This is a genomic window from Geodermatophilus sabuli (genome assembly GCF_010686765.1).
Lineage (GTDB): Bacteria > Actinomycetota > Actinomycetes > Mycobacteriales > Geodermatophilaceae > Geodermatophilus > Geodermatophilus sabuli_A.
Genome location: NZ_JAAGWF010000003.1, coordinates 79,097 through 91,764, shown reverse-complemented (window position 1 = coordinate 91,764; position 12,668 = coordinate 79,097). Strand labels below are relative to the sequence as shown.

At 75.6% G+C, this 12,668-nt stretch carries 14 protein-coding genes; 12 read left to right on the top strand and 2 right to left on the bottom strand.

The window, feature by feature from the left end; all coding sequences use genetic code 11:
• Positions 1-81 precede the first annotated feature (81 nt).
• Both GCU56_RS23335 and GCU56_RS02200 read right to left on the bottom strand, forming a co-directional pair.
• Positions 82-258 (bottom strand): hypothetical protein, encoded by a 177-nt coding sequence (locus GCU56_RS23335; RefSeq protein WP_204331314.1) that lies wholly within the window; start codon positions 256-258, stop codon positions 82-84.
• A gap of 90 nt (positions 259-348) precedes the next feature.
• The gene (locus GCU56_RS02200) at positions 349-552 is read right to left on the bottom strand and encodes a hypothetical protein (RefSeq protein WP_163479875.1); all 204 of its coding nucleotides are present in this window, start codon (positions 550-552) and stop codon (positions 349-351) included.
• Positions 553-739: 187 nt separating this feature from the next.
• On the opposite strand from GCU56_RS02200, the gene GCU56_RS02195 reads away from it, so the two are divergent.
• The 12 genes from GCU56_RS02195 to gcvP all read left to right on the top strand — a co-directional run bounded on the left by GCU56_RS02195 (position 740) and on the right by gcvP (position 12,665).
• Positions 740-940: a DUF1918 domain-containing protein gene (locus tag GCU56_RS02195; RefSeq protein ID WP_163479874.1), complete on the top strand. Its 201-nt coding sequence runs from the start codon at positions 740-742 to the stop codon at positions 938-940.
• A gap of 5 nt (positions 941-945) precedes the next feature.
• Positions 946-3,030: an elongation factor G-like protein EF-G2 gene (locus tag GCU56_RS02190; RefSeq protein WP_163479873.1), complete on the top strand. Its 2,085-nt coding sequence runs from the start codon at positions 946-948 to the stop codon at positions 3,028-3,030.
• A 217-nt stretch (positions 3,031-3,247) separates the two neighbouring features.
• A complete protein-coding gene (locus GCU56_RS02185) occupies positions 3,248-3,916 on the top strand; it encodes a CDP-alcohol phosphatidyltransferase family protein (RefSeq protein ID WP_163479872.1) in 669 nt (222 codons plus the stop codon).
• Positions 3,913-4,860 (top strand): DUF881 domain-containing protein, encoded by a 948-nt coding sequence (locus GCU56_RS02180; protein ID WP_163479871.1) that lies wholly within the window; start codon positions 3,913-3,915, stop codon positions 4,858-4,860. Before GCU56_RS02185 ends, GCU56_RS02180 begins: the two co-directional genes overlap by 4 nt.
• A gap of 3 nt (positions 4,861-4,863) precedes the next feature.
• Positions 4,864-5,196 (top strand): DUF1290 domain-containing protein, encoded by a 333-nt coding sequence (locus GCU56_RS02175; RefSeq protein WP_163479870.1) that lies wholly within the window; start codon positions 4,864-4,866, stop codon positions 5,194-5,196.
• Complete coding sequence (locus GCU56_RS02170) at positions 5,193-6,140, top strand: DUF881 domain-containing protein (protein ID WP_163479869.1); 948 nt, start codon at positions 5,193-5,195, stop codon at positions 6,138-6,140. Before GCU56_RS02175 ends, GCU56_RS02170 begins: the two co-directional genes overlap by 4 nt.
• A gap of 67 nt (positions 6,141-6,207) precedes the next feature.
• Positions 6,208-6,609, top strand: a complete 402-nt coding sequence (gene gcvH, locus GCU56_RS02165) for a glycine cleavage system protein GcvH (protein WP_163479868.1) — start codon at positions 6,208-6,210, stop codon at positions 6,607-6,609.
• A gap of 254 nt (positions 6,610-6,863) precedes the next feature.
• Positions 6,864-7,379 (top strand): oxoglutarate dehydrogenase inhibitor Odhl, encoded by a 516-nt coding sequence (odhI, locus tag GCU56_RS02160; RefSeq protein ID WP_163479867.1) that lies wholly within the window; start codon positions 6,864-6,866, stop codon positions 7,377-7,379.
• A 55-nt stretch (positions 7,380-7,434) separates the two neighbouring features.
• The gene (gene ftsR / locus GCU56_RS02155) at positions 7,435-8,190 is read left to right on the top strand and encodes a transcriptional regulator FtsR (RefSeq protein ID WP_345771590.1); all 756 of its coding nucleotides are present in this window, start codon (positions 7,435-7,437) and stop codon (positions 8,188-8,190) included.
• 114 nt (positions 8,191-8,304) lie between these two features.
• On the top strand, positions 8,305-8,793 hold the full coding sequence (locus GCU56_RS02150; RefSeq protein ID WP_163479866.1) for a bifunctional nuclease domain-containing protein: 489 nt from the start codon (positions 8,305-8,307) through the stop codon (positions 8,791-8,793).
• Between the two features lie 258 nt (positions 8,794-9,051).
• Positions 9,052-9,624 carry a MerR family transcriptional regulator gene (locus GCU56_RS02145; RefSeq protein WP_163479865.1) on the top strand — a complete coding sequence of 191 codons (573 nt, stop codon included), beginning with the start codon at positions 9,052-9,054 and terminating at the stop codon, positions 9,622-9,624.
• Positions 9,625-9,722: 98 nt separating this feature from the next.
• Positions 9,723-12,665, top strand: a complete 2,943-nt coding sequence (gene gcvP / locus GCU56_RS02140; protein ID WP_163479864.1) for an aminomethyl-transferring glycine dehydrogenase — start codon at positions 9,723-9,725, stop codon at positions 12,663-12,665.
• Positions 12,666-12,668: the final 3 nt, after the last annotated feature.

Sequence of the window (12,668 nt, the reverse complement as noted above, 5' to 3'; positions counted from 1 at the left end):
ACCCGTAGAGCACCGCCGGTGCCGCCCGTGTGACACGTCCGCCCGATCGGGGCGCGGCGGGTCCGTCAGCCGGCCGGGCGCTCAGTCGCCGGGTGGGGGCACCGGCTCCTCGAGCCAGTTCCAGCTGTGGTGGCTGAACACCGTCTTGCCACCCTCGGGGTCGTACACGACGAGGTGGCCGGCGGCGGTGAAGCTGAACCGCGCGTCGTCGTCGAACCGGAGCACTTCACCGTCGGCGCGGTGCAGGTCGAACGCCATGCCGGAAGGGTGGCACGCGGGCCGGCTCCGGCAGGCCCCGGCAGGCTCCGGCAGGCTCCGGCAGGCCCCGGCGGGCCCCGGCTCGTCGCCTCAGCCCGGCGCCAGCCGGCGGCAGTCCGGGCACGGATCGCCGGAGCCCAGTCCCCGCCGCCCGGCCCAGCTGCCCTGGACGACGGCGACGGGGGTGCCGCACAGGGCGACCCACGGCGGCGGGCCGTCGGCGTCCTCCCGCGGGACGGCGTGCGCCCGGTCGGTCTCCTGGTCCCGGCCGGCCGCGTGCCCGCTGCTCGTCATGCGCCCCAGCACGGCCCCGCGGCTGTCCCGCGCTGCCCGCCGCCGTCGTCGGTCCGCTGGCCGCGGCGGTCGCCGCCCACACCGCCGCCGTGGACGCCGCAGCCGGCTCCGCGGGGCCTTGATCGGTCCCCACGCCGCGGGCAGGCTGTGACCCACAACACAGACCGGAGTCAGCCGGGAGGCCGCCGTGGAAGCGCGAGTCGGGGACAGGATCGTCGTCCGTTCCACCCACCAGGGAGAGCCGGAGCGCATCGGGCACGTGCTCGAGGTGCGGGGAGAGGGCGGCGGGCCACCCTTCGTGGTCCGCTGGGACCCCGACGGGCACACCGGGGTGTTCCACCCGGCTGCCGGGTCGTGCAGCGTCGTCCCCGAGCCGGCGAACGGCTGAGCCGCGTGGCCAAGGACACCGGCACCGCGCCGGCACCGCGACCGGCCGAGAAAGTGCGCAACGTGGCCCTCGTCGGCCACGCGGGCGCGGGGAAGACCACCCTCGCCGAGGCGCTGCTGGTCGCCACCGGCGCGCTGCCCCGGGCCGGCCGGGTCGAGGACGGCAACACGTGCCTGGACAACGAGGAGGTGGAGGTCCGCCAGCAGCGCTCGGTCTCCCTCGGCGTGGCGACCGTCGAGCACGCCGGGCACCGGCTGACGTTGCTGGACACACCCGGGTCGCCGGACTTCGTCGGCGAGCTCCGCGCCGGGCTCCGCGCCGCCGACGCCGCCCTCTTCGTCGTCTCCGCGGTGGCCGGCGTCGACGCGACGACGGTCCAGCTGTGGGAGGAGTGCGCGGCCGTGGGCATGCCCCGCGCCGTCGTCATCACCCAGCTGGACCGCCCCCGCGCCGACGTCGACGACGCCGTCCGGGCCTGCCGGACCATGCTGGGCGACGGGGTCTTCCCCATGCACCTGCTCCGGCGGGGCCCGGACGGCGCGGTGACCGGCCTGGTGTCGCTGCTGGAGCCGCACGTCGAGCTCGCGGGGGAGGAGGGGCAGGACGCCGACCGGCTCCGGGCGGAGCTGATCGAGGGGATCATCGCCGAGAGCGAGGACGAGACCCTCATGGACCGCTACCTCGGCGGCGAGGAGCTGTCGGTCACCGACCTCGTCGCCGACCTCGAGACGGCGGTGGCCCGCGGGCACTTCCACCCGGTCCTCTGCGCCGCCCCGCTGACCGGCGTCGGCATCCCGGAGCTCCTCGACCTGCTCGTCTCGGCCTTCCCCTGCCCCATGGAGCACGGCTGCCCGCCGGTCACCCGCCCGGACGGGACACCGGCGCCGGTGCCGTCCTGCGACGCCGACGGACCGCTGGTCGCCGAGGTGGTCAAGACGACGACCGACCCCTACCTCGGCCGCGTCTCGCTGGTGCGCGTCTTCTCCGGCACCCTGCGGCCGGACACCGCGGTGCACGTCTCCGGGCACGGGATGGCCGACCGGGGGCACCCCGACCACGACGTCGACGAGCGGATCGGGGCGGTCAGCTCCCCGCTGGGGTCGGTGCTGCGGCCGGTGGCGTCCTGCCCGGCCGGGGACGTCTGCGCCGTCGCCCGGCTCGGGTCCGCCGAGACCGGCGACACCCTGTCCACGCCCGAGGACCCGCGGCTGGTCGCGCCGTGGGACCTGCCCACCCCCCAGCTGCCGGTGGCGCTGGAGGCGGCGTCCCGCTCGGACGAGGACCGGCTGACCACCGCCCTGACCCGCCTGGTCGCCGAGGACCCGACGGTCCGGCTGGAGCGCCGCCCCGACACCGGCCAGTTGCTGCTGTGGTGCGTCGGCGAGGCGCACGCCGAGGTGCTGCTGGAGCGGCTGCGGGTCCGGCACGGGGTGACCGTGACGACGGTGCCGGTGCGGGTGCCGATGGTCGAGACCCTCGCCGGGCCGGCACGGGTCACCGGGCGGCACGTCAAGCAGTCCGGTGGGCACGGCCAGTACGCGATCGTCGTGGTCGAGGCGGAGCCGGGGCCGCCGGGCTCGGGGGTCGTGTTCGAGCAGCGGATCGTCGGTGGCACCGTGCCCGGCCAGTTCCACGGCAGCGTGGAGAAGGGCATCCGCGCCCAGGCCGAGCGTGGCGTCTCCGGCGACCGGCCGATCGTCGACGTCCACGTCACCCTGGTCGACGGCAAGGCGCACTCGGTGGACTCCTCGGATGCCGCCTTCCAGGCCGCCGGTGCCCTGGCCCTGCGCGAGGCCGTGGCCGCCGCGGGCACCCGCGTCCTCGAACCCTGGTGCGAGGTCGAGGTGGCCGTCCCCGGGGAGTACGTCGGCGCGGTCATGAGCGACCTGTCCGGCCGGCGGGCCCGGGTCACCGGCAGCGACGCCGATCCCGACCGGGACCGGACGACGGTGCGCGCCGAGGTGCCCGAGGTGGAGCTGCTGAGCTATGCCGGCGTGCTGCGCTCGGTCTCGCACGGCACCGGCGGTTTCACCCGCCGGCCCCTGGGTTACGAGCCGGCGCCCGCCTCGCTGACCGCCGTGCCCGCGTGAAGAAGGACCCCCGGCTCCCCGCCACTCGCGAGCTCGCGGCGGGACCCTGCCGGGGGCCGCTGGTCCAGCCGGCCCCGCGCCGGCTCGGGACGGGGCCGCCCGGGGCCCGGGGACGCCGAGGTAGGGAGCCGGGGGGTCCGCTCCGGTGCGCCGCCCTCGGGGGTGTCGGCGTCGGCCACTAGCCTCGTGCTCGGTGTGCAGCGGGGTGGAGGTACCAGTGACGTCGTCCAACGGGCCGTCGGCGGCTGCCCCGGCCCAGCGCCCCGACGGCGTGCTGCCCGGTGCACCCGCGGTCCCCGGCCGCAACGAGCTGCCCGACCGCGTCTGGACGATCCCCAACGCGCTCTCGGTGCTCCGCCTGCTCGGTGTGCCGCTGTTCCTGTGGCTGCTGCTCGGCCCGGAGGCCGACGGCTGGGCGGTGGCCGTGCTCATGGTCTCGGGCGTCACCGACTGGGCCGACGGCAAGCTCGCCCGCGTGCTGGGCCAGACCAGCCGGCTCGGTGCCCTGCTCGACCCCGCCGCCGACCGCCTGTACATCGTCGCGACCCTCGTCGCGTTCGTGCTGCGCGACGTCGTCCCGCTCTGGGTGGTCGCCGTCCTCGTCGGCCGTGAGCTGGTGCTCGGCGTCATGCTGCTGGTGCTGCGCCGGTACGGCTACCCGCCGCTGCAGGTGCACTACCTGGGCAAGGCGGCGACGTTCATCCTGCTCTACGCCTTCCCGCTGCTGCTGCTCGCCGACGGCGACGGCCCCCTGGTGGCGGTCGTGCAGCCGGTGGCCTGGGCGCTGACGATCTGGGGCGGCGTCCTGTACGTCGTCGCCGGGCTGCTCTACGTCGTGCAGGTCGTGGGCATCGTCCGGGCGGAGCGCGCCGGGTCGGGCCCGTGACCACCGTGACGCGCGGCGGAGGGCCCCGCTCGATGGGTGCCTCGCTGCTGGACCAGGTGCTGGCCGAGACGGTGGACCCGGCCTACGCGCAGGCCGCCGCGGCGCGGGCGGAACGTGCGGCGGCCGGCGTCGTCGCGCCGCCGTCCCGCGGCCGGTGGGCCCAGGTCGCCGTGGCCCTGACCATGGCCGTGGCCGGCGTCCTCGCCGCCGTCACCTACGACCAGGCCGCGGCGGGCGCCCAGGGCCGCGAGGAGGTGCGCGCGGTGCTGGTCGCCGACATCGAGCAGGACTCCGAGACCACCGACGTGCTCGCCGCCCAGCTGGAGGAGCTGCAGGTCCAGGTGACGGCCGCGCGCGACGACGAGCTCGCCGCGACCTCGGACGGCCGGCGCGCCCTCGACGCGCTCACCGACGCCGAGCTCGGTGCCGCCGTCCTGCCGGTGAGCGGCCCCGGCCTCCTGGTCACCCTCGCCAACGCCGAGCCGGACGCCGACTCGGACCCGGTCGGCGGAGCGGGGGAGGAGGACCCCCGTGGACGGGTGCGCGACGGCGACCTGCAGCTGGTGGTCAACGCCCTCTGGGCCGCCGGCGCGGAGGCGGTGGCCATCAACGGGCAGCGGCTGGGCCCGACGACCGCGATCCGCTTCGCCGGCGAGGCCGTCCTGGTCGACTTCCGGCCGGTGACCAACCCGTACCTGATCAGCGCCATCGGGGACCCGGACACCCTGCGGTCGCGCTTCCTCGGCAGCCCCGAGGTCGGTGCCCTCGCCGTCATCTCCGAGTCCTTCGGTCTGCGCTTCGAGTTCGCCCAGGAGGACGAGCTGGCCGTGCCCGCCGGGAGCTCCCTGGAGCTCCGTGCCGCCCGACCGGTGTCCGGGGGGTCCGGAGCCGACGCCGGTGACCCCACCGGCGTCCCGGCCCCCGACGACACCCCGGGAGGCTGAGCCGTGATCCCGGTCCTCGGACTCGCGGTCGGCCTGGTCCTCGGCCTGCTCTTCGACCCCACCGTGCCCCTGTGGCTGCAGCCCTACCTGCCGATCGCGGTCGTCGCCGCGCTCGACGCCGTGTTCGGCGGCGCCCGCGCGCGGCTCGACGGGATCTTCGACGCGAAGGTGTTCGTCATCTCGTTCGTGTCCAACGTGGTGGTGGCCGCGCTGATCGTCTTCCTCGGTGACCAGCTCGGGGTGGGTGCCCAGCTGTCCACCGCCGTCGTCGTCGTCCTCGGCATCCGCATCTTCGGCAACGCCGCGGCCATCCGCCGGCACCTGTTCCGGGCATGACCGGGGACCCGCGGCCCGCCGGTGACCCGCCGCCCGGCGACCCGCCCCCGGAGGGGGCCGTGCCCGCGGTGCCGGGGCACGACGCCGCGCCGGACCCGGCCGGGGACCGGCGGCCCGATCCGGTGGACGACGGCCCGCCGGTGACCGCGGGGACCCCGCCGGAGGAGGGCGGCACACCGCCGGAGGAGGGCGGCACACCGCCGCCGGAGGAGGCCGGGACACCTCCGGGGGCCGCGGCGCCGGCTCGGCGTCGCCGGCGCGATCCGCTGGCGGCGGTGCTGATCGGCGTGCTGACGTTGCTGCTCGGGTTCGCCTTCGCCGTCCAGGTCCGCAACGCCGGCACCGACGAGGACCTCGCCGGCCTGCGCGAGGAGGACCTCGTCCGCATCCTCGACGAGCTCGACGTCCGCGAGGAACGGCTGCGCACCCAGATCGCCGACCAGCGCGCCGCCCTGCGCGACCTGAACAGCTCCGACAGCCAGTCCGCCGCCGCCCTCGAGGCGGCGCGGGGGCGCGCCGAGGCCCTCGGGATCCTCAACGGCACCATCGCCGCCGAGGGGCCGGGGCTGCTCATGACCATCCGTGACCCCGAGGGCGAGGTGCGCGTGGCCGACCTGCTCGACGCGGTCCAGGAGCTGCGCGGCGCGGGCGCCGAGACGATGCAGATCGACGACGTCCGGATCGGGGTGTCCTCCGCGGTCACCGGGGAACCGGGCGACCTCCGGATCGACGGGGTGGCGGTCACCAGCCCCTACGAGATCATCGTGATCGGCTCCCCGCCCGACCTCCAGACGGCGATGAGCATCCCCGGCGGCGTCGTGGACCGGGTGGGTCGCCAGGGCGGCAGCGTCGAGATCACCCAGGCCGACCCGGTCGTCGTCGACGCGTTGCGGCCGCTGGACGAGCCTCAATACGCTGCGCCGGACCCCGGCGACGACGACTGACGCCGCCCCGACGCACGGCCGGAGACCCCGCCCATGAGCACCGACGCCCCATGACCACGGCCGCGGCATGAGCACGCCGGAGGACCGCCGCTACACCGAGCAGCACGAGTGGGCCCAGGTGCGCGACGACGGTGCGGCCCCCGTCGTGCGGATCGGCATCACCCACCACGCCCAGGACGCGCTCGGCGACATCGTCTTCGTCCAGCTGCCGGAGGTGGGCGCGGCGGTGGCGCCGGGGGAGCCCATGGGCGAGGTGGAGTCGACCAAGTCCGTGTCCGACGTGTACGCCCCGGTCGCCGGCGTGGTGGCCGCGGTCAACGAGTCGCTCGGCGACGCACCGGAGACCGTCAACGCCGACCCCTACGGCGCCGGGTGGCTGGTGGAGATCCGCGTCGAGGGGGACGCCGGGGGAGTCACGGCGGACCTCCTCGACGCCGCGGCGTACCAGGCGCTGGTCGACGCGTCCTGACCCCGGGGAGGGCCCCGGCCGCGATCACTATGCTTCCCGTGGCGGGGCCGCACGACGCTCGTCGTGGGCACCGCCGGCACCACCCTGTACGTGCGGTTGACCCTCGGGTCACCCGCTGGTTCCATGACCACGGCCCGCCGTGACCCACACGGCAGCCGACCCGCGACGGGCTGTCCGGCCCGTCGTCCGCCGGCCGCCCGCGGCCAAACCCCCAGGTCCGCGGCGGTGCCCTTCCCGCTCCGGAGGAGACAGACGTGCACTGCACTCGTTGTGGACACAACAACCCCGAGGGCAGTCGCTTCTGCGCGCAGTGCGGCTCGGCCCTGTCGCAGGAGCGGATCGGTGAGTCCACCAGCGTCATCCCCAAGGTGGGCGGCGAGGACTCCGCCGAGACCCCGGAGGTGACCGAGACCGACGCCCACGCCGGTGCCGTCGAGTCCCTGCCCGCCGGGTCGGCGCTGCTCGTGGTGAAGCGCGGCCCCAACGCCGGCAGCCGCTTCCTGCTCGACCAGGACGTGACCACCGCGGGCCGCCACCCCGACAGCGACATCTTCCTCGACGACGTCACGGTCAGCCGCCGGCACGTGGAGTTCCACCGCGAGGGCGGCGGCTTCTCGGTGCACGACGTCGGCAGCCTCAACGGCACCTACGTCAACCGGGAGCCGGTCGACGTGGCCACGCTGGCCGGCGGCGACGAGGTGCAGATCGGCAAGTTCCGGCTGGTGTACCTGACCGGTCCGCGCACGGGCGAGCCCGCACCTCGCTCGTGACCGGGCCGGCTTCCCCGGGGGGACGGCGCCGGTCGCCCGCAGCTCCGACGGCCGCGTGACCGCGGTGGCCTCGCGCGCGAACGCGTACGGGGACGCCGAGGACCGGCACACCCCGCGGCTGACCATCGGGGAGGTGCTGACGGTCCTGCGCGAGGACTTCCCCGACGTGACGATCAGCAAGATCCGCTACCTGGAGTCCGAGGACCTGGTCCACCCGCAGCGCACCTCGTCGGGCTACCGGAAGTTCTCCCGGGCCGACGTCGACCGGCTGCGGTACGTGCTGGCGGCCCAGCGCGACCAGTACCTGCCGCTGAAGGTCATCAAGGAGCACCTGGACGCCCTCGACCGGGGGAGCCCGCTGCCCGGCACCGAGGGCAGCGGGCTCCCCGGCGGGGCGCCGGGCGAGGAGGGGCCCCCGGCCGGCCCGGAGGAGGCCGCGACCGGCGCCCTGCCGGCCGACGAGTTCGCGCGGTCGGCGGGGCTGGAGGCCGGGCAGCTGGCCGACTGCGTGCAGTTCGGCCTGCTCGCCGTCGACGCCGACGGCCGGCACCCGGTGGCCGACCTGCCGATCGCGCGTGCGGCGGCCGGGCTGGCCCGGCACGGCATCGAACCCCGGCACCTGCGCGTCTACCAGAACGGCGCGGAGCGGGAGGCCGGGCTGGTCGAGCAGCTGGTCGCCCCCGTGCTGAGAGCGCGCTCGGAGGAGGCCCGGACCCGCGCCACCGAGAAGCTGCGGGACCTGGCCGCCCTGTCCGCGCAGCTGCACGGAGCCCTCCTCGAGGCGCGGCTACGGGACCTCCTGCGTCCCTGACTCGGGCGTACCGTTGTCGCGTCGGGGTCGGCGACCGGACCCGGCACCGACCGTCCACCAGCCGCCAGGACGCACCCACCGCCCGCCCCGGGCCGCAGCTGAGGGAGCCGTACCGTGCAGGAACTCAGAGTCGTCGGGGTCCGGGTCGAACTGCCCGGCAACCAGCCCATCCTGCTGCTCAAGGAGGCGCAGGGGGAGCGGTACCTGCCGATCTGGATCGGCGCCGTCGAGGCGGCCGCGATCGCGTTCGAGCAGCAGGGGGTGCGCCCGGCCCGGCCCATGACGCACGACCTGCTGCGCGAGGTGGTCCGCGCCCTCGGCGCGACGCTGGAAGCGGTCAACATCACCGAGATGCGGGACGGCATCTACATCGCCGAGCTGGTGTTCGGCGACGAGCGGGTGGTCAGCGCCCGGCCGTCGGACGCCGTCGCCCTCGCGGTGCGCACCGGTGCGCCCATCTACGGGGCCGAGGAGCTGCTGGACGAGGTCGGCATCGAGATCCCCGACGAGCAGGAGGACGAGGTCGAGAAGTTCCGCGAGTTCCTCGACCAGATCTCCCCGGAGGACTTCGGGGCCGGCTCCGGCTCCGGCGGGACGCCCTGAACGGTCGGGTGACCCGACAGATCGACCCGGCGCTGGGGTCAACTCCGTCGCCCGACCTGCCGATGACCCTCGGAAGGATGAGTGCGGCGACACGCCGCCCCCCTCAGTTGACCCGCCCCAGGGCCCGGCTTACGGTCGGCGAACAACACCGGTGTGACACCTGGGACATGACCTGACGCGGACCTGGTCCGATCCGGTCGGGTGCACCGCACCGGGTCACCGCGGCGACCGCTGCGGGACACAGAGGAGGACGCTGACGTGAGCGACCAGAGCAACGGCTCCCAGGGTCAGCTCTTCAGCGACGCCGCCGTGGGTGCACCGGCGTACGACGAGGTCGACACCGACCTCGTCGGATACCGCGGCCCGACGGCGTGTGCCGCTGCCGGCATCACCTACCGCCAGCTGGACTACTGGGCCCGTACCGGTCTGGTCGCCCCCTCGGTGCGCAGCGCCACCGGGTCGGGCACGCAGCGGCTGTACTCGTTCCGCGACATCCTCGTGCTCAAGGTCGTCAAGCGGCTGCTGGACACCGGCGTCTCGCTGCAGAACATCCGCCGGGCCGTCGACCACCTCCGCAACCGCGGCATCAGGGACCTCGCCAACGTCACGCTCTTCTCCGACGGCGCGACGGTGTACGAGTGCACGTCCGCCGAGGAGGTCGTCGACCTGCTCGCCGGTGGCCAGGGCGTCTTCGGCATCGCGGTGTCCGGGGCGCTGCGCGAGCTCTCCGGCGAACTCGCCGAGCTGCCGGCCGAGCGCCTCGACGGCGCCCCCCTGCACGCTGCCGACGACGAGCTGTCGATGCGCCGCCGGCGGCGCGCCGCCGTCTGAGAGACACCCCCTGCCCCCGCCGCTCGCAGGCTCGCGGCGGGACCCTGCAGGGGGCCGAGGGCCCGCCCACGACCTCCCGCGCTGGTAGCGTCGCGGTGATGGCGGACCACGCTCCCCGTCCCCTCCCCGCACTGACGGCGCTGGGCTCCGCCGGGTCGTTCGCCGGCCGGCACATCGGGCCCCGGGCCGACCAGACCGAGGCCATGCTCGCCGTCGTCGGGCACCCCACGGTGCAGTCACTGGCCGACGCGTGCGTGCCCGAGGGCGTCCGCGACCGGACGCCGCTGGACCTGCCGCCGGCCGAGGACGAGGCCACGGTGCTGCGGCTGCTCCAGGAACGAGCGGCCGCCAACGACGTCTACACCTCGATGATCGGTCTGGGGTACTCCGGCACGGTGACCCCGGCGGTCATCCGGCGGGCGGTCCTCGAGAACCCCGCCTGGTACTCCGCCTACACCCCGTACCAGCCCGAGATCAGCCAGGGCCGGCTCGAGGCGCTGATCACCTTCCAGACGACGGTCGCCGACCTCACCGGGTTGCCGGTCGCCGGTGCCTCGATGCTGGACGAGGCGACCGCCGCCGCCGAGGCCATGACCCTCGTGCGCCGGGCCGGCCGGGCGGCGCCCGGGTCGGTCCTCGTCGTCGACGCCGACACGCTCCCGCAGACGCTGGCCGTGCTGCGCACCCGCGCCGAGCCCCTGGGCATCGGCCTGCACGTCGCGGACCTCTCGGCCGGCTGGCCTGCCGACCTGCCCGAGGCCGGGGCGTTCGGCGTGCTGCTCTCCCTCCCGGGCGCGAGCGGCGCCGTCCGCGACCACCGCGCGCTGGCCGCGGCGGCCCACCAGGCCGGCGCGTCGGTCGTCGTCGCCGCCGACCTGCTGGCGCTCACGCTGCTCGAGGCGCCGGGGGAGTGGGGCGCCGACGTGGTCTGCGGCAGCACGCAGCGCTTCGGCGTCCCCCTGGGGTACGGCGGGCCGCACGCCGGCTACCTGGCGGTCCGGGAGGAGCTGGCCCGCCAGCTCCCCGGGCGGCTGGTCGGGGTGTCGGTGGACGCCGACGGCGCGCCCGCCTACCGCCTGGCCCTGCAGACCCGGGAACAGCACATCCGGCGGGAGAGGGCGACCAGCAACATCTGCACCGCGCAGGTGCTGCTGGCCGTCATGGCCGCCGCCTACGCGGTGTACCACGGCCCGGACGGGCTGACCGTGATCGCCGCCCGCGTGCACCGGAGCGCCCAGACGCTGTCCGGCTGGCTCCGGGCCGGGGGAGTCGAGGTCGTCCACGACCGGTTCTTCGACACCGTGCTGGCCCGGGTGCCCGGCCGGGCCGGCCACGTGGTCGCCGCGGCGGCGGCCCGCCGGATCAACCTGCGGCTGGTCGACGACGACACCGTCGGGGTCTCCTGCGACGAGACCACCACGGTGCCGGTCCTGCGCGCGGTCGCCGCGGCCTTCGGCGTCCCGGCGGACGACGCCGCGCTCGGCGACGACGGCCCGGACGCGCTGCCGCCCGGACTGCGCCGCCGCAGCCCGTTCCTCACCCACCCGGTCTTCTCCGAGCACCGCTCGGAGACCGCGCTCATGCGCTGGCTGCGCGCCCTGGCCGACAAGGACCTCGCGCTGGACCGGACCATGATCCCGCTCGGCTCCTGCACCATGAAGCTCAACTCCGCGGTCGAGATGGCCGCGATCACCTGGCCCGAGTTCGCCGACCTGCACCCCTTCGCCCCCGCCGAGCAGGCCCGCGGCTACCGGCAGCTGATCGACGAGCTGTGCGCCGCGCTGGCGGAGGTCACCGGATACGCCGCCGTCAGCGTGCAGCCCAACGCCGGCTCCCAGGGCGAGTTCGCCGGGCTCCTGGCCATCCGCGGCTACCACCGGTCCCGCGGGGAGGAGCAGCGGGACGTGTGCCTGATCCCGTCGTCGGCCCACGGCACCAACGCCGCCAGCGCCGTCATGGCCGGGATGCGCGTGGTGGTGGTCGGCTGCGACGAGGCGGGCAACGTGGACGTGGCCGACCTGCGGGCCCGGGTGGCCGAGCACGGGGACCGGCTGGCCGCAGTCATGCTCACCTACCCGTCGACGCACGGGGTGTTCGAGACGGCGATCCAGGAGATCTGCGGCGCGGTCCACGACGCCGGGGGCCAGGTCTACGTCGACGGCGCCAACCTCAACGCCCTGGTGGGCCTGGCCCGGCCGGGGCGGTTCGGCTCCGACGTCAGCCACCTCAACCTGCACAAGACGTTCTGCATCCCCCACGGCGGGGGCGGGCCCGGGGTCGGCCCGATCGGCGTCCGCGCGCACCTGGTGCCGTTCCTCCCGGGGCACCCGCTGGTCGACACCGGGACGGCGGGAGCGCCGGTGTCCGCGGCGCCGTGGGGATCGGCGGGCATCCTGCCGATCTCGTGGGCCTACCTCCGGCTCATGGGCCCCGACGGGCTGACCCGGGCGACCGAGCACGCGATCCTGGCCGCCAACTACCTCGCCGTCCGGCTGCGGGAGCACTACCCGGTGCTCTACACGGGGGCCGACGGCCTCGTGGCGCACGAGTGCATCCTCGACATCCGCCCGCTGACCAAGGCCACCGGCATCACGGTGGACGACATCGCCAAGCGGCTGGTCGACTACGGCTTCCACGCGCCGACCATGAGCTTCCCGGTGGCCGGCACGCTGATGGTCGAGCCTACGGAGAGCGAGGACCAGGGCGAGCTGGACCGGTTCGTCGAGGCGATGGCAGCCATCCGCGCGGAGATCGACGCGGTGGCCTCGGGCGCGTACGACCGGGAGGACAACCCCCTGCGCAACGCCCCGCACACGCTGGCGATGCTGGCGGGGACGTGGGAGCGGCCCTATCCCCGGGAGGTCGCGGTGATCCCCGTGCCGGGGTTGCGCGGCCGCGGTCACCTCAGCCCGGTGCGCCGCATCGACCAGGCCCACGGCGACCGGAACCTGGCGTGCTCGTGCCCGCCGCCGGCTGCCTTCGCCGAGCCGCCGGGTGCCGGGCGGGTGGTCGACGCGCTGCCCGTCGCCGCCCGGGCCTAGCGG

What these genes read in the sequence shown, in the direction of transcription:
- GCU56_RS02170 (WP_163479869.1), top strand. Translation starts at nt 5,193, where the DNA reads ATGACCGGGGACCCGCGGCCCGCCGGTGACCCGCCGCCCGGCGACCCG.
- GCU56_RS23335 (WP_204331314.1), bottom strand. Translation starts at nt 258, where the DNA reads ATGGCGTTCGACCTGCACCGCGCCGACGGTGAAGTGCTCCGGTTCGAC.
- gcvH (WP_163479868.1), top strand. Translation starts at nt 6,208, where the DNA reads ATGAGCACGCCGGAGGACCGCCGCTACACCGAGCAGCACGAGTGGGCC.
- GCU56_RS02200 (WP_163479875.1), bottom strand. Translation starts at nt 552, where the DNA reads ATGACGAGCAGCGGGCACGCGGCCGGCCGGGACCAGGAGACCGACCGG.
- gcvP (WP_163479864.1), top strand. Translation starts at nt 9,723, where the DNA reads ATGGCGGACCACGCTCCCCGTCCCCTCCCCGCACTGACGGCGCTGGGC.